The sequence below is a fragment of the Geomonas anaerohicana genome (assembly GCF_016458305.1).
Taxonomy (GTDB): domain Bacteria; phylum Desulfobacterota; class Desulfuromonadia; order Geobacterales; family Geobacteraceae; genus Geomonas; species Geomonas anaerohicana.
This window is the reverse complement of record NZ_JAEMHL010000006.1, coordinates 219,958-235,422: the sequence shown is the minus strand read 5'-3', so window position 1 is coordinate 235,422 and position 15,465 is coordinate 219,958. Positions and strand designations below refer to the sequence as shown.

At 61.7% G+C, this 15,465-nt stretch carries 14 protein-coding genes and 1 other RNA gene; 7 read left to right on the top strand and 8 right to left on the bottom strand.

Features of this window, described 5'->3' with window-relative positions:
- The first annotated feature begins 2 nt into the window (after positions 1–2).
- The 3 genes from JFN91_RS13300 (at position 3) to ssrS (ending at position 2,526) form a co-directional block, all read left to right on the top strand.
- Entirely contained in the window at positions 3–752 is a 750-nt protein-coding gene (locus tag JFN91_RS13300; protein WP_215907377.1) for an NADH-quinone oxidoreductase subunit B family protein, read from the top strand.
- On the top strand, positions 736–2,007 hold the full coding sequence (locus tag JFN91_RS13295; protein WP_199389677.1) for a Ni/Fe hydrogenase subunit alpha: 1,272 nt from the start codon (positions 736–738) through the stop codon (positions 2,005–2,007). The genes JFN91_RS13300 and JFN91_RS13295 overlap by 17 nt, the downstream gene beginning before the upstream one ends.
- Before the next feature lie 330 nt (positions 2,008–2,337).
- Positions 2,338–2,526, top strand: a non-coding RNA gene (gene ssrS / locus JFN91_RS13290) — 6S RNA.
- Between the two features lie 446 nt (positions 2,527–2,972).
- Here the strand turns inward: ssrS and JFN91_RS13285 are convergent.
- Positions 2,973–3,503 (bottom strand): Hsp20/alpha crystallin family protein, encoded by a 531-nt coding sequence (locus JFN91_RS13285; RefSeq protein ID WP_199389676.1) that lies wholly within the window; start codon positions 3,501–3,503, stop codon positions 2,973–2,975.
- A gap of 128 nt (positions 3,504–3,631) precedes the next feature.
- Positions 3,632–4,474 (bottom strand): NAD-dependent epimerase/dehydratase family protein, encoded by an 843-nt coding sequence (locus JFN91_RS13280; RefSeq protein WP_199389675.1) that lies wholly within the window; start codon positions 4,472–4,474, stop codon positions 3,632–3,634.
- A gap of 272 nt (positions 4,475–4,746) precedes the next feature.
- Here JFN91_RS13280 and JFN91_RS13275 point away from each other — a divergent pair, with 272 nt between their 5' ends.
- From JFN91_RS13275 to JFN91_RS13260, 4 genes are all read left to right on the top strand, one after another.
- Positions 4,747–5,313: a tetratricopeptide repeat protein gene (locus JFN91_RS13275; protein WP_199389674.1), complete on the top strand. Its 567-nt coding sequence runs from the start codon at positions 4,747–4,749 to the stop codon at positions 5,311–5,313.
- 12 nt (positions 5,314–5,325) lie between these two features.
- Positions 5,326–6,756: a nicotinate phosphoribosyltransferase gene (locus tag JFN91_RS13270; RefSeq protein ID WP_199389673.1), complete on the top strand. Its 1,431-nt coding sequence runs from the start codon at positions 5,326–5,328 to the stop codon at positions 6,754–6,756.
- 46 nt (positions 6,757–6,802) lie between these two features.
- Positions 6,803–7,435, top strand: a complete 633-nt coding sequence (locus tag JFN91_RS13265; RefSeq protein WP_199389672.1) for a nicotinamidase — start codon at positions 6,803–6,805, stop codon at positions 7,433–7,435.
- Between the two features lie 151 nt (positions 7,436–7,586).
- On the top strand, positions 7,587–8,654 hold the full coding sequence (locus tag JFN91_RS13260) for a 3-deoxy-7-phosphoheptulonate synthase (protein ID WP_199389671.1): 1,068 nt from the start codon (positions 7,587–7,589) through the stop codon (positions 8,652–8,654).
- 169 nt (positions 8,655–8,823) lie between these two features.
- Here JFN91_RS13260 and serA read toward each other — a convergent pair whose 3' ends face one another.
- The 6 genes from serA to JFN91_RS13230 all read right to left on the bottom strand — a co-directional run bounded on the left by serA (position 8,824) and on the right by JFN91_RS13230 (position 15,443).
- On the bottom strand, positions 8,824–10,422 hold the full coding sequence (gene serA / locus JFN91_RS13255) for a phosphoglycerate dehydrogenase (RefSeq protein ID WP_199389670.1): 1,599 nt from the start codon (positions 10,420–10,422) through the stop codon (positions 8,824–8,826).
- A 112-nt stretch (positions 10,423–10,534) separates the two neighbouring features.
- Positions 10,535–11,155, bottom strand: a complete 621-nt coding sequence (locus JFN91_RS13250) for a phosphoribosylanthranilate isomerase (protein WP_199389669.1) — start codon at positions 11,153–11,155, stop codon at positions 10,535–10,537.
- Between the two features lie 51 nt (positions 11,156–11,206).
- A complete protein-coding gene (locus JFN91_RS13245; protein WP_199389668.1) occupies positions 11,207–12,562 on the bottom strand; it encodes a TrpB-like pyridoxal phosphate-dependent enzyme in 1,356 nt (451 codons plus the stop codon).
- Positions 12,563–12,858: 296 nt separating this feature from the next.
- The gene (gene trpC, locus JFN91_RS13240; protein ID WP_199389667.1) at positions 12,859–13,659 is read right to left on the bottom strand and encodes an indole-3-glycerol phosphate synthase TrpC; all 801 of its coding nucleotides are present in this window, start codon (positions 13,657–13,659) and stop codon (positions 12,859–12,861) included.
- Between the two features lie 3 nt (positions 13,660–13,662).
- Positions 13,663–14,721, bottom strand: a complete 1,059-nt coding sequence (gene trpD, locus JFN91_RS13235; RefSeq protein WP_199389666.1) for an anthranilate phosphoribosyltransferase — start codon at positions 14,719–14,721, stop codon at positions 13,663–13,665.
- Positions 14,722–14,870: 149 nt separating this feature from the next.
- A complete protein-coding gene (locus JFN91_RS13230; RefSeq protein WP_199389665.1) occupies positions 14,871–15,443 on the bottom strand; it encodes an anthranilate synthase component II in 573 nt (190 codons plus the stop codon).
- Positions 15,444–15,465: the final 22 nt, after the last annotated feature.

Here is a 15,465-nt window from a genome sequence, read left to right as displayed (position 1 = left end):
CCATGAAATTGGCGATAACCGGCCTCACGGCCTGTTCCGGCTGCCAGCTAACCCTCCTGAATTGCGAGGACGAACTTCCCGAACTGCTCGCTCGCTGCGAACTGGTCTACTTCCCGCTCGCCGAGAGCGGCAATAAGCTGGAGGTGCAGTTCGACGCCGCCATCGTGGAAGGGGCCGTCTCGACACCGAAGGACCTGGAGCTCCTGTTCCGGCTCAGAAATGCCAGCAAGGTTCTGGTCGCCTACGGCACCTGCGCGCTCTTTGGCGGCGTTGCCGCCATGAACAACATGACCTGTTCCAGGCACGACTTGCTGCAAGCGGTATTCGGGGCAGCAGAGAAGCTGCCGGAGAGCTTTGCCCCCGCCCCTTTGGCCAACTACGTGAGCGTGGACGCCGTTGTCACCGGTTGCCCGCCGGAGAAGCAGGAGATCGCGGAACTGCTGGCAGCCCTCGCTGCCGGCACCCTCCCCCCGCCCCGCTCCTACCCGGTCTGCACCGAGTGCCGCAGCCGGGAGAATCTATGCCTGCTGCTGGAGAAAAATGAGCTTTGCCTGGGCCCCGTGGTGCAGGGAGGCTGCAACGCACGCTGCCCCGCCACCGGGATCGTCTGCGAGGGGTGCCGCGGACCGGTGCGCGAGGCCAACGTGGCCCAGGAGCTGGAGCTGCTGCTGGAGCGCGGTTTCGGCAGGGATGAGATCGAACGCAGGATGAGCCGTTTTAAACCGGAGTGGGACTATGGGCAGCGTCATTGAGATAGCGCCTCTGACCAGGCTGGAAGGTCACGGCAAGGTCCGGGTCTACCGCGAGGGGTGCCGGGTCGAGCGGGTCGAACTGCAGTTCGTCGATTCGCCCCGGCTCTTCGAGGCGCTCCTGGTGGGGAAGAGCTTTGCCGAGGTGCCGGAGATCATCTGTCGCATCTGCGCGCTCTGCTCCACCGTGCACAAGGTGACCGCGCTCCTGGCCGTGGAGGACGCCTTCGGCGTCGAGGTCTCCGAGGTGACCTCCCTCACCCGCGAGCTTATGCTGCAGGCGGGCATGATCCAGGACCACGCGCTGCACCTTTATTGCCTGGTGCTCCCCGACCTGCTGGGCGTGCGCGGCGTAGCCGAACTGGCGCAGGTCGCGCCGGAACTGCTCAAGACGGGACTGGCGATCAAGAAAGCCGGCAACCTGGTCCTGGAAACCGCGGGGGGGAGGCTCATCCACCCGGTCAACATCCGCCTTGGGGGGCTCGGCCGTTGCCTCAACAAGAAGGAGCTGACGCGGCTCAAAGACGCACTCGAGAAGGTGCTCCCGGCGGCGCGGGAGGCACACCGCCTCTTCAGCACCCCGTTCCCCTTCCCGCAACTTCCTGCCCCCGATTTTCTCGCCCTGCACCCATCCGACCGCCCGCTGCAGGGCCAACTCTGCCGCATGGCCGACGCGCTCACATTCCCGCTGCGGGATTACCGGCAGCATATCGAGGAAACGTTGCTCGACTACTCCAACGCCAAACTATCCAAGGTGCATGGCAAGGAGGCAACCGTGGGCGCCCAGGCCCGGCTCAACCTTGACCCCGACCTGGAACCGCTCGCGGCGACGCTTTTTGCGGACCACAAGCATGAACTGGTCGGCAAAGACATGCGGGGCAACAACCTGGCCCAGGCGATAGAGATGTGTCACGCCACAGAAAGGGCATTGCGCCTGGTGGACCGGCTTATAGAGCTTGGTCCGGAGCGCGCGGAAACGCAGCCCATTGCCCCGCGTGCCGCGACCGGCTGTGCGGCCTGCGAGGCGCCGCGCGGCACCCTGATCCACAGCTATTCGTTCGACCCGCAAGGGATCTGCATCGCGGCCGACGTGATCACCCCCACCGCGCTGAACCAGGGGGCCCTGGCCCGCGACCTGCTCGCCCTGGCCCGCGGCATGGAGGGGGAAGAGAGCAGCCGCATGACCACCGCACTGGAACGACTGATCCGCTGCTACGATCCCTGTATCTCCTGCTCGGTACACGTCCTGTCACTCTAACAGCCTTACCGGTGTGACGCTCGTCACACTATTAGGCCATCGATGCACTTCCCGCCGCTGCAATCTTCGTTGCACCCCGCTGCTTGCCACGGAATGAGAACGAAGGGCAACTGTCATACCAACATTGTGAAAAAGTGGTCTGACAGCCTTGGGTAATGCGGTACTCAAGGAACAGAAACCGGCGAAATGACAGCCGCTTTTAGCGCATTGCAAAACCAACAAAGATACTATTTTTCAACACGTTACATCAGATGAAATTAATTTCATGTCAGCCTTGACTCTCATTGCCCGGTTGTTAGACTTGGGTCAAGCTTTAGCATGTCAATGCGAGCGGCTCTGGAATACTCGTTGCGCATCCGTTTGGGTCCCTGACTACCTTATTTATCAAGATGTCCCTGGTTTCAGTCGTGGTGAGCAAGCCCTCAACAAGGCAGAGGGAAGCCTGAAGCGTCTCACCGGGGTATGTTGCGACACAGGTCAGTAATCCAATCTTCCTCGTAGCGGTATTCCGGAGCAAAAAAATTGGCGTTAGTCGGGACAACGCTGAAAGCGACTTATCTCATCCGCCAGGCGGCTACGCTTGAAAAAGGGAAGCCGACCGGCACGCGCTGCGAGGAGGCACCGACCACGCAGCACCCGGCCGCGAAGCTTTACCGACGGATTGGTAGAAAGTGCCCCGCTCTAACGCCAATGCAGGGAAAAGGCCCATGGATTCCATGGGCCTTTTTTAGTTTCCGAATCGAACGTTTTATCTAAGTAGCTATATTTTTACGACAAAAGATGTAAGGGATATTCCACAACAACTGTGGAAAACTCTGTGGGTAACGCCCACGGCAGCGGAAAAAACTGACGTGGCAATCGCTAATGATAGCGTTTTGCCCACTTTTTAGGCAGCAAACTTTCGGCACAAAAAAAGGCGCAGCCAGCGCCACGCCCTTCCCCTCCGAAAACGCCTCCGGCGCCGGTCATTCCACGTGCAGCTTGGTGAACCGGTCCTTGATCACCTCGGATTTCTTCAAGGCACGCACTTCGAGGATGCCGTCCCTGAAGGTTGCCCGGGCGCTATCGGTTATGATCGCCACCGGGAGCCGGCAGGTCTTGATGAACGATCCGTAGGAGCGCTCCATGCGGTAGTAGTCCTTGTCGTCGATGCGCTGTTCCTTGCTCTTTTGCCCGGAGATGGTGATGTTTTCCGGAGAGAGCTGCACATCGAGATCTTCCCTTTTGAGCCCCGGTATCTCGGCCTTCACCACCACGGAGTCAGCTTCCTCGTAGATGTCGATGGGCGGGTTCAACTCCTCCGTCACATCACCCGACATCCTTTGTGACAAGTGATGGAAAAAGGGCCTCTTGAACACCTCGTCGAACAGCCGGTCCATCTGAGCCATGGCCGAGAGTTGCCGGTCATCCTGTTCTTCGCGGCGTCCCATCTGCGGTCGCCGTTCCGCCTGGCGCCGGTCCTCCCGCTTCAGCAGGTCGCTTTCCTTTTCCAGCATCTGAGCACCTCCCACCTCGTATTTTTGAGTGGGAAAACACTAATGCAGAGCCGGGTATTGTCAAGGAAACGCGGGATGAGCAAAGGCGGGCGAATGATTATTCGCCCTTGCGGGTGGACGACGGGCGGTCAGTCCTTCAGGCCGGCCTCAAGGTTGGGGTAGAGCAAGGTGATGCCGAGTTCCTTGAGCATCTTGCTGCTGTCGACGATGCGCCCCTCGGAGAAGTAGGAGATCATGAGCGGGGTCATGAGCTGGCGCGCCTCGGCCATGGTCACCTGCCTGGGCCTGGGAAGCCCGAGTTTGTCGGCAGCCGCATTGAAGTAAGCGGTCATGGTGCTGGGGGAGCCGTCGCTCACGTTGAAGACTGCGCCGTCCTGGCCGCGTTCCAGGGCGGCCAGACAGATGCGGGACAGGTCGTCTGCGTGGATCCTGTTGCTGGGGAGGCATTCCTCCTCCAGGAGCACTGGCTGACCGGTGGTGAGTTGAGTGACCGGCAGACGGTCGGCCGCGTAGATGGCAGTGACCCTCAGCACGACCACGGCGACCCCGCGCTCGCGCCCCCACGCCTGCAGCAGGCGCTCCGCATGCAGCCTTCTCTTGCCGCGCGCGGTCTGCGGGTCGGGCTCGGTCTCCTCGGTGACAACATTGCTCCCTCCGCCGTAGACGCCGCTGGTGCTGATGTAGACGACCTTGCCGGGCTCATCGCCGGCGGCGATTGCCGAGAGGAAGTTGCGCATCCTGGTATCTTCGTGGCCGCCACCCGGCGGAGGAGCGAGGTAGATCACCCCGGCACCGCGGGTGGGGAGCCCCCGCAGCGTATCGGGCTCATCGAGATTGCCGCTATGGTGCTGCACACCGGTTAACGGAACCTCGCTCCTGTTGAAGGTGCAGACGCTCTGTCCCTGCGCGAGTGCCAGTGCCGCTACCCGGCGGCCGACGGCACCACACCCGACGATCAATAATGGTTGCATGTAGAGACCTCTTTACGGCGTAGTTATGCTGCAGCAGGCGCTGCAGCCATCCATATCTAGCAGAAACCCCGCCACCATGTCAGCAAAAAACACCCGAGGGTGGGGACTGGCTCCGCCAGGTGCCTGTCCCCTTAGGAGCTGAAAGAAGCGTTCCGCTATAGGGACAGGCACCTAACGGAGCCAGTCCCTTCAGCGCGCTCCGTCCTGCATGGCATCCCTGTTTTGTAAAAATAATTTAATCTGTTATGGTTTTGCTTTCACGGAGGAACGCCATGAGATACCGCGCCGGCACCTGCGTTGCACTGTTGCTGTTCACAGGATTGGCCACCGGTGGACTGATCCCCAAGCAGCAGTCTATCCACATCGAACAGGAGGAATACCTCGATGCCGATGACTGGTTCCAGGCCGGGGTGGAACTCAACAGCGAGGGGAACTACCAGGAGTCGACCGAGGCATTCAGCAGGAGCGTTGCCTTGGCCCCCAGTAACGCCCTGGCCTGGCTTAACCTGGGCACATCGCAGGCCCTGACTGGTGACTACAAGCGTGCCATCGACTCACTCAAGAAATCCATACGGCTCGACAAATCTCTGGCACTCGCGTATTCCAACCTCGCTGAAGTCTGTTTCAGGGCGGACCGCTACCAGGAAGCTGCCGATGCTTACAGCTCTTTGCTGAAACTGTGGCCGGGCAATGCCAATGCGCTGTACAAGCTGGGCCTGACACATCTGCTGCTCAATGAGACAGAAAAGGCCCAGGGAGAATACCTATCCCTCAAAATAGTGGACCCCGAACTGGCGGAAAAACTGCATCATGCGATAATTCAGGGTGCTGGTAATTGAAAGGAGGGCACCATGACTTATTCGGCGTTGCTGACCGACCTGTACGAACTGACCATGCTGGCGGGCTACCACGACCAGGGGATGCACGAGCGACCCGCGGCCTTCGATCTTTTCTTTCGCCACAACCCGTTTCGCGGCGGCTACGCGGTGTTCGCCGGACTCGATACAGCCCTTTCCTTCCTGGAAGAGCTTTCCTTCAGCCACGAGGAACTTGCCTACCTCGACAGCCTCAAGATCTTCAAACCCGCCTTTCTCAACTACCTCTCTGAGTTCCGCTTCACAGGCAACGTCACCGCGCCGCCTGAGGGGACCGTCGTCTTCGGCGGAGAACCGCTGCTCACCGTGGAGGGCGGGCTCGCCGAGGCGCAGTTCGTGGAGACGGCACTTTTGAACATCATCAACTTCCAGACCCTGGCTGCGACCAAGGCGGCCCGCATCACGGTCGCGGCGGGCGCCGCCACCGTGCTCGAATTCGGGTTGCGCCGCGCACAGGGTCCCGACGGTGGACTTTCCGGAGCCAGGGCCGCCTTTATCGGCGGGGTGCGCTCCACCAGCAACGTGCTGGCCGGGATGCGCTACGGCATCCCGGTACGTGGCACACATGCCCACAGCTGGATCATGGCCTTCCCTGACGAGCTCACCGCCTTTCGAACCTACGCCAAGGAGTTCCCGGACAGCTGTGTCCTTTTGATCGACACCTACGACACCCTGAAGAGCGGCCTCCCCAACGCCCTCATCGTGGCGCGCGAGTTGAAGGAGCGCGGCCACGACCTCGTCGGCGTCCGTATCGACTCGGGCGACCTCGCCTACCTCTCCCGCCAGGTCCGCGCCGCCTTCGACGACGCCGGCTTCCCCGGGGTGAAGATCGTCGCCTCCAACGAACTGGACGAGCACGTGATCGAATCTATGCGCCGGGAAGGAAGCAGGATCGACATCTACGGAGTCGGCACCCGCCTGTCCACCTGCGCCGGCGAGGGGGGAGGCGCCTTGGGCGGCGTCTACAAGCTCGTCTCCATGGACGGGGAAGCCAAACTGAAACTCACCAGCGACGTGGCCAAGGCCACCCTCCCCGACCGGAAAAAGGTGCTGCGCGCCATCGCCCCGGACGGCTCCTTCATCCTGGACCTGATCGCGTTGCAGGACGAGGAAATCCTCCCCGGCGCGCTGGCCTTCGATCCCGCCAACCCGGTACAGCACGTCAGGATTCCGGACCAGGCGCGACTGGTAGACCTGCGCCACGTGGTGATGAAAAACGGCAGCAGGTGCGCACCGTCGCCGGACCTGGCCAGCAGCGCCGACCTCGCCTCGGCCCAGCTACAACTGCTGCCGGAAGGCTGCCTGCGCCTGGTGAACCCGCATATCTACAAGGTATCCATCAGCGCCGGCGTCAACACGCTGCGCCTGAAGCTGATGAACCAGGTCCAGAGCAAATACCGCAATTAGCGCCGGTCGGCAGCTGCGCCGAGGTAACCGGCAAAGGAGGTACGCGATGCAACGCAGAGCCGCCCTGCTCGTGGTCGACGTACAACTCGACTTCTGCCCGGGAGGCGCACTCCCGGTGCCCGACGGTGACCAGGTGGTGCCGGTCCTCAACCTCTACCTCGAACTCTTCAACATGAGGAGCGTGCCGGTCTTCGCGTCCCGGGACTGGCACCCGCAGCAGAGTAAGCACTTCAAGGCACAGGGCGGGATCTGGCCACCCCACTGCGTGCAGGGCGCTCCGGGGGCCGACTTCCATCCCGGATTGAGGCTGCCGGAAGGGACCATCGTCATCTCCAAGGGAATGTCCAGTTGGGACAACGGCTACTCGGCCATGCAGGGAACCACCGAGAACGGCACCCCCTTCGCCATGCTGCTGCGCCGCATGGAACTGGACCGGCTCTATGTCGGAGGGCTGGCGACGGATTACTGCGTGAAGGAGTCCGTGCTGGAAGCGCTCAAGGAGGGGTTTGCGGTGACGGTACTGACCGATGCCATCCGCGGCGTAGAGATGAAACCCGGGGACTCGGACCGGGCGTTGCAGGAGATGATGGCAGCCGGCGCCGACCAGGCGACCTTCCCCACGGTCCGGAGCACCCTGCTCGCCGACGGTGAGGCGCGCCCTCCTGCCAGGACGGGGTGAAGTACCCAGTTCCTCTCAGCTTTTTATACCTGCACCATACAAAAATATGCTCCCGGCAAAATTCAGTGCCGCCGGGGCATTTTTTTTTGACAGCGTGCCGGAAACGCGCTAGATTACGCCACATTAAAAACTGCTAGCGCGGGAGCATACCATGATTAAGACGAACAACCTCAAGGTAAAAAGCATCACCCCGATCATTGCACCGACCGATCTGAGGCAGGTTTTCCCGATCTCCGAGCAGTCCGGGACCTGCGTGAGCGAAAGCCGGGCGGCCATCGCCAAGATACTCAGGGGCGAGGACAAACGGCTCATGGTTGTGGTGGGCCCCTGCTCCATCCACGACCCCAAGGGTGCCCTGGAGTATGCCGAGAAACTCGCGGCCCTGTCCAAGGAAGTTTCCGAGGAACTGCTCCTGATCATGCGCGTTTATTTCGAAAAGCCGCGTACCACCATCGGCTGGAAAGGTCTCATCAACGACCCGGGCATGGACGGCACGCACCTCATCTCCAAGGGGCTGGGCATCGCCCGCGGCCTTCTGTGCAAGGTGACCGAGATGGGGCTCCCCGTCGCCACCGAGATGCTCGATCCCATCACGCCGGAATACCTGGCCGACCTCCTCTCCTGGGGCGCCATCGGCGCAAGGACCACCGAGTCCCAGACCCACCGCGAGATGGCCAGCGGCCTCTCCTTCCCGATCGGCTTCAAAAACGGCACCGACGGCAACCTCCAGATCGCCATCGACGCCATGAAGGCCGCGCTGCACCCGCACAGCTTCCTGGGCATCAACCGAGACGGACTCACCTCGATTCTGCAGACCACGGGCAACCCTGACGTCCACATCGTCCTGCGCGGCGGCAACAAAAAGCCCAACTATTCGCCGGAGGATATCGCCAAATCCGAGGAGATGCTCGCCAAGGCCGGCCTCAACCCGACCCTGATGGTAGACTGCAGCCACGGCAACTCGGAGAAGAAGTTCGAGCGCCAGACCGAGGTGCTGAAATGCGTGGTCGACCAGATCGTCGCCGGCAACCGCTCCATCTCCGGGGTGATGATCGAGAGCTACCTCAAGGAAGGAAACCAGCCGATGCCGAAGAACCTTACGGACCTCACCTACGGCGTTTCCATCACCGACAGCTGCATCAGCTGGGAAACCACCGAGAAGGCGCTGCGCGAAGCGCACCAGAGGTTGAAGGCGTGCGGCGGGAGAAAGATCGCGTAAGAGCAAATCCCCCCTGCCCCCCATTTATCAAGGGGGGACGCTTTAGCACGTTCAGCAATTGATTGGCAAACGTCCTCATTGTTCCATGGGTCGTGCTGCTGATCCCTAAAAAAGAAAAGGCCCCCGAGCTTGCGCCGGGGGCCTTTTTGGTTCCTGCTTTAGACCCGCCTTACTTCGCGGTGATCAGGTAGAGCGGCTTGACGAAGGTCGCGTCGGTGGCTGCCCTCACCTCTTCCACCACGTCCGCGGGGACGGCGGAGTCGAGGGAGAGGATGACCATCGCCTCGCCCTTCTTCTCGCGACGGCCGAGGTTCATGGCGGCGATGTTGATCTCGTGCTTGCCGAGGATGGTGCCGATCTTGCCGATGATGCCCGGACGGTCGCCGTAGGCCAGGAGCAGCATGTGCTCTTCGGGACGGAAGTCCATCTGGTAGTCACGCAGCTTGACGATGCGCGGTACCCCTTCGAAGACGGTGCCGGAGATCAGGCGCTTCTCGCCCGGGCCTTCGATGGTCACGGTGATCATGTTGGAGAAGTCTTCGGAGTGGGTGGACTTCACCTCTTCAACCACGATGCCCATGTTGTCGGCCACGAGCTGCGCGTTGACCATGTTCACTTCCTGCTCGACCCTGCGGTTCAGCAGAGAAGCGAGGCCGCAGACGGTGATCGGGGTGCAGTCGTACTGCGCCAGGCCGCCGGTGTAGGTGAAGGTGATCTTGTTCAGGTTGGTGTCGACCAGCTGGATGATGAAGTCGGCCAGCACGTTCACCAGGTTCAGATAGGGACGCATCTGCCCCATGAGGGAGGCGTCGAACTTGGGGATGTTGATGGCGTTCTCGATGGGCTGCTCGTCCATGTAACGCAGGATTTCCTTGGCCACGTCGACCGCAACATTGACCTGCGCCTCGAAGGTGTTGGCGCCCAGGTGCGGGGTGACCACCATCTTCTCGTGGCCGATCAGCTTCTTGAGGATCTCGGAGTCGGGCGGCTCCTGGCTCCAGACGTCGAAGGCGGCGCCGGCGACGCGGCCGGAGTCGAGCGCTTCCAGCATCGCCTCTTCGTTGATGATGCCGCCGCGGGCTGCGTTGATGATGATGACGCCGTCCTTCATGGCGGCCAGTTCCTTCTTGCCGATCATGTTGTGGGTCTCGCTGGTGAGCGGGGTGTGGACGGTGATGATGTCGCAGTTCTTGATGATCTCGTCAAGGGTGACCAGCTTGACGCCGAGGTCATGGGCGCGCTTCTCGGCGATGTACGGGTCGCAGGCGAGGACTTCGCATTCGAAGGCCTTGAGGCGGGTGGCGACGCGGCCACCGACCTTGCCCAGACCGATGACGCCGGCGGTCCTCCCCTTCAGCTCGTAGCCGGTGAAAGGAGCGCGTTTCCAGGCGCCACCCTTGAGGGAGCCGTTGGCCTTGGTTACGTTGCGGCAGAAAGAAAGCAAAAGCGCCATGGCGTGCTCGGCCGCGCTGTTGGTGTTGCCGAAAGGTGCATTGACCACGATGACGCCTTTGGCGGAGGCGTAGTCCACGTCGACGTTGTCGACGCCGACGCCGGCACGGGCGACGAGCTTCAGGTTGGTCGCATGATCGAGCAGGGGCTTGTCCACGGTGGTGCCGCTTCTGGTGATGATAACGTCGTAATCACCAATGATCGAGTAAAGCTCCTCCTTCTTCAGTCCCAGCTTGATGTCCATCTGCACGCGCGGGTCGCGCTGCAAAATCGCCAGTCCTTCCTGAGCCACCTCATCGGTTACGATAATCTTCATTGCCACTCCTTTTTTTGGGTTGGAAACCGGTTCTGCGTTCAACGTTCACCGTTGTACGTACTCATTTACTATGGGCCTGCTATGTCTTTGTTACTGATCCTTTTGATATGTATCAGACCGGGTGCGGGTGCTTCGCCAACTGGATGAAGCGGCGCACCTTGCCGGGATCCTTCTTACCGGGAGACGCCTCGACGCCGCTGGAGACGTCCACCCCGTAAGGGCGCACCCGCGTCACCGCTTCCGCGATGTTGTCGGGGGTAAGCCCGCCGGCCAGCACTATGCGCCCCTGCCCTTTTGCGGTAATGGCACACTCCCAGTCGAACACTTCGCCGGTCCCGCCGTAGGCGTTGGGCGAATAGGCGTCGAGCAGGTAGGCGGAGACGTGGTACTCGGCGAGCGGGGTCAGACTCTCGGGCCCGCGCACGCGGAACGCCTTCATCACCCTACGGTTCACCAAGCGGCAGTATTCGGGGCTCTCCTCACCGTGCAACTGGATGATGTCGAGACCGCAGCAGTCGGCGGTGCTGTTGACCACATCGATATCGGCGTTGACGAAAAGGCCGACCACCTGGATGAAAGGAGGGAGCTTCGCGATGATCTTCTGGGCGGCCGCCGCTCCGATGAAGCGGGGGGACTTGTCGAAGAACACGAAGCCCAGCGCATCAGCCCCGGCATCGACGGCCATCAGAGCATCGTCCTCCGATGTTATGCCACAAATCTTTACCTTTGTCATGCGCGTATACCCTTAGAATTACTCAACTTACCTAAACCAAAACCATTGGCGTTACAGGCTCACATTGGGGAGCCGCTCCAGGGATTGACGGATCGATTCCTCCGGATACTCGTAGTCTTCGAGCCGGCCGGAGAGGTAGGCGTCGTAGGCGCCCATGTCGAGCTGGCCGTGCCCGGAAAGCCCGAAGAGAATGGTCTTCTCCTTCCCCTCTTCCTTGGCAAGCACCGCCTCGTCGATGGCGGCACGCAGCGCGTGAGAGGATTCCGGTGCGGGCACGATGCCTTCGGTCCTGGCGAACAGAAGCGCTCCCTCGAAGCAGGCGTTCTGCCTGTACGACTTCGCCTCGATCTCACCGGCGTGGTAAAGCTGCGAGATGAGCGCGGACTCGCCGTGGTAACGGAGGCCGCCGGCGTGGATCCCCGGCGGCATGAAGTCGTGCCCCAGGGTGTACATCTTGGTGATGGGCGCAAGCTTCGCGGTGTCGCCGTAGTCGAAGGCATAGACCCCCTTGGTGAGGGTCGGACAGGAGGCGGGCTCCACGGCCAGGCAGCGCACCTTCTTGCCGTTGGCGCGGTCCATCAGGAACGGGAAGGCAAGCCCGGCGAAGTTGGAACCGCCGCCACAGCAGGCGATGACCACGTCCGGGTAGTCCTGGGCCAGCGCCATCTGTTCCTTCGCCTCGAGACCGATCACGGTCTGGTGCAGGCAGACGTGGTTCAAGACACTCCCCAGCGCATAGTTGGTGTCGTCGTGGGTGGCCGCGTCCTCGACCGCCTCGGAAATGGCGATGCCCAGGCTGCCAAGGTTGTCCGGGTCGTGCGCCAGGATGCCGCGCCCGGCATTGGTGAACTCCGACGGGGACGGGATAACGGTGGCGCCCCAAAGCTGCATCATGCTCTTGCGGTACGGCTTCTGCGTGCAGGAGACCTTGACCATGTAGATGGTGCACTCCAGGCCGAACATGGAACAGGCTAGGGCAAGGGAACTCCCCCACTGCCCGGCGCCGGTTTCGGTGGCCAGCCTGCGGATGCCGGCTTGCTTGTTGTACCACGCCTGCGGGATGGCGCTGTTGGGCTTGTGGGAACCCGCCGGCGAAACGCCCTCGTACTTGTAGTAGATCTTTGCCGGCGTCTGCAGCGCCTGCTCCAGTCTGTGCGCCCTGAACATCGGTGACGGCCGCCAGATCCGGTACTTCTCGCGCACCTCTTCCGGGATGTCGATCCAGCGCTGGTTGGACATCTCCTGCTCGATGAGGGACATCGGGAAGATCGGGGTCATGTCCTCAGGCGTGACCGGCTTCAGGGTGGCCGGGTTGATCACCGGCTCCAGCGGCCCCGGCATGTCGGGGATGATGTTGTACCACTGTTTCGGGATGCGGGACTCGTCAAGCAAGAACTTGGTATTCATAGCCACTCCTTTGTCAGTTGGAACATTTCAATTCAAATCATTTACCTTGGCTGGAGAAGCAAATCCCCCTGCCCCCCCTTTCACAAGGGGGGAACGCTGGGGCGCGTGCAGCGCGTTGCGGGCTATCTTTTCCTGGTTCCCATGCTCCAGCTTTTCCTGGTTCCCAAGCTCCAGCTTGGGAACCTCATATGGCGCAAAGCTCCAGCTTTTGCATCCGAGGGAAGTTGGAGCTTCGGAGAGGCTTTGCGTTCCCAAGGCGGACCTTGGGAACGAGATCACTCCCTGCCCCCAGCCATTTACCCCAGCAGCTCCGACAGCTTCGCACCGACGTCGGGTTCGCGCATCATGGATTCGCCGATCAGGAAGGCATGCAGGCCTTTCTCGGTGAGACGCACGATCTCGGGGCGGGTGTTGATGCCGCTCTCGGCGACGATGATCCGACCGGCGGGAATCTGGGCCGCCAGGCGCTCGGAGGTCGCGATATCGACCTGGAAGGTGCGCAGGTCGCGATTGTTGATACCGATCATGCTGCAGTCGGTCTGCAGCGCCATCTCCAGCTCCTTCTCGTCGTGCACCTCGAGGAGCACGTCCATGGAGAGTTCCTTGGCGAGACTATGGAAGTCGCGCAACTGCGGCACGTCGAGCATGGCGGCGATAAGGAGGATGGCGTCGGCGCCGGCGGCGCGGGCCTGGTAGATCTGGTACGGATCGAAGATGAAGTCCTTGCGCAAAAGCGGCAGCGAGACCTGCTCACGGATCAGCGCGAGGTAGCTCAAATGCCCCATGAAGAAGTGCTCGTCGGTGAGAACCGACAGGCAGGTGGCGCCGTTGTCCTGGTAGGTAATGGCGATCTGAAGCGGGTCGAAGTCGGCGCGGATCAGCCCCTTTGATGGGGAGCCCTTCTTGACCTCGGCGATGATGGGGGTCCAACCGGAACCAAGCGAGTTGAGGATGGCGTTCTGGAAACCGCGGGGGGTGTCTTCGAGGTCGGCCAGGCGGTCCATGATCTCGTTGAGCGGGACCGCCCGCATGGCCTCATCGAGCTCGCCCTGCTTGTAGTCGACTATCTTCCTGAGTACGTCGGGTACCTGGGTCATCTGCTATTGAACCTCGTTGGTGAGCGCTACCAGCCGCTCCAGTTGTTCCAGCCCGCGCCCGGAATCGATGGTTTCGGCAGCGAGCCGGATCCCCTCTTCTACGCTGACAACCTTGCCGGTGGCCACCAGGGCGAAGGCGGCGTTCAGCAGGACGATACGGCGCTTGGCTCCATCCTTGCCGGCCAGGATATCCCTAACGATGACGGCATTGCCCTGGGCGTCGCCGCCGTGCAGTTCGGTGAGCGGGGCACGCTCCAGGCCGAACTGCTCCGGGGTGATCTTGTAGACCTTGACGCCGTCGGGGCCGACCTCACCGATGGTGCTCTCGCCGGTCAGGGTTACCTCGTCCATACCGTCGCTGCCGTGCACCACGTAGCCGCGGCGGCAGCCGAGCTTTTTGAGGACCAGGGCCAGCTTCTCGACCAGTTCCTCCCGGTAGACGCCGAGCACCTGACAATCGGCGTTGGCAGGATTGGTGAGCGGCCCCAGGATGTTGAAGATGGTACGGACGCCGATCTCGCGGCGGGGTCCGATGGCGTGCTTCATGGCACCATGCAGCGCGGGGGCGAACAGGAAGCCGATGCCGATCTCGGAGATGCAGCGTTCCACCGTTTCCGGGGTCACGTCGAGGTTGACGCCCAGCGCCTCGAGAACGTCGGCGGAGCCGCAGGAGGAGGATACGGCACGGTTGCCGTGCTTGGCGACCTTGACGCCGCAGGCGGAAACGATGAAGGCGACGGTAGTGGAGATATTGAAGGAGTTGGTGCCGGAACCGCCGGTGCCGCAGGTGTCGAGGATGGTCTCACGGTCGAGGTTGATGTCGTCGCGGTCGATGCCGAGGACGCTCTTCCCGACCCGGATGGGAAGGGCCCGGTCGCGCATGACCCGCGCTGCGCCGGTAATCTCGTCGACTGTCTCGCCTTTCATCCTGAGAGCGGTGATGAAGGCCGCGATCTGGGCCGGGGTGGCCCCGCCGGACATGATCTGGTCCATGACCTCGATCATATCGGCCTCGCTGAGATTCTCCCGCTCCACAACACGTGCAATGGCCCTACGAATCATAGCAGCTCCTTCCAAACGGAATTCAAAGACACAAAAAGCTAAAAGCTCACCACAGAGGACTCAGAGGTGCTCAGAGGTACACAGAGTAAAACCTTGAGGATTTTCCCTCTGAGACCTCTGTGGACCTCAGTGACATCTGTGTTCCGGGTTTACAGCCTGGACATTTTCAAGAAGTTGCGCAAGAGATCCATGCCGCCCTCGGTGAGGATGGACTCGGGATGGAACTGCACCCCCCAAATCGGCAGCGTGCGGTGGCGCATCCCCATGATCTCACCCTCGGCGACCCAGGCGGTGATCTCCAGCTCGGCCGGCAGCGTGTCGCGCTCCACGATCAGGGAGTGGTAGCGGGTCGCAGCGAACGGGTTGGGGAGCCCCTCGAAAAGCCCCTTGCCGTCGTGCAGGATCGGCGATGTTTTGCCGTGCATCAGCGTGGCGCTCTTGATGATGTTGCCGCCGAAGGCGTAACCGATGGACTGGTGGCCGAGGCAAACACCAAGGATCGGAATCTTGCCGGCGAAGTGGCGAATCACCTCGACCGAGATGCCTGCCTCAGCAGGTGAGCAGGGACCGGGGGAGATCACGATGCGATCAGGCGCAAGCGCCTCGATCTGGGCGATGCTGATCTTGTCGTTGCGGTGAACCTTCACCTCCTCACCCAACTCGCCAAGGTACTGGACGATGTTGTAGGTAAAGGAGTCGTAATTGTCGATCATCAGGAGCATAGCTGGCAACCCGCTGGCAACG